General features: G+C 43.4%; 1 protein-coding gene. It reads left to right on the forward strand.

Translation table 11 applies throughout. The annotated features are described in order from the left end of the window. Positions 1-417, forward strand: a 417-nt coding sequence (locus tag RVS70_RS22780; RefSeq protein ID WP_321135018.1) for a tetratricopeptide repeat protein, incomplete at both ends; no start/stop codon positions are given.

Raw genomic sequence — 417 nt, forward strand, 5'->3', positions numbered from 1 at the left:
CGTATAAGGCTAATGATTTTTACAGAGTCAGAAGAATTCAATGTCATTTCGTCATATCAGGAAACTACATAGACTACAGAAATTATGAAAAAGCGCTTGAGCATTTGGATGACGCATACCGTCTTGCTTTATTGGAGGGACAGCCCCGTTTGATCGGATCAGCCCTTTATAATATCGGGAATTGCTATGATGACAAGGGGGAGCTGGATCAAGCCGCCGAATACTTTGAAAAAGCGCTTCCTGTCTTCGAGGATTATCAGCTGGAACAGCTTCCAAAAACGCTCTTCAGCCTGACCCGCGTTCTTTTCAAAAAACAAGATGCCGAGGCTGCCATGCACTACTATGAAAAGGGAATTGCCATCGCGAAAAAGCGTAACGACTTCTTCAGTCTGGCAAAATATAAATTTCTGCAGGACT

It is taken from the genome of Virgibacillus sp. M23, assembly GCF_034190895.1.
In the GTDB taxonomy this organism is placed as follows: Bacteria; Bacillota; Bacilli; order Bacillales; family Amphibacillaceae; genus Virgibacillus; species Virgibacillus salarius.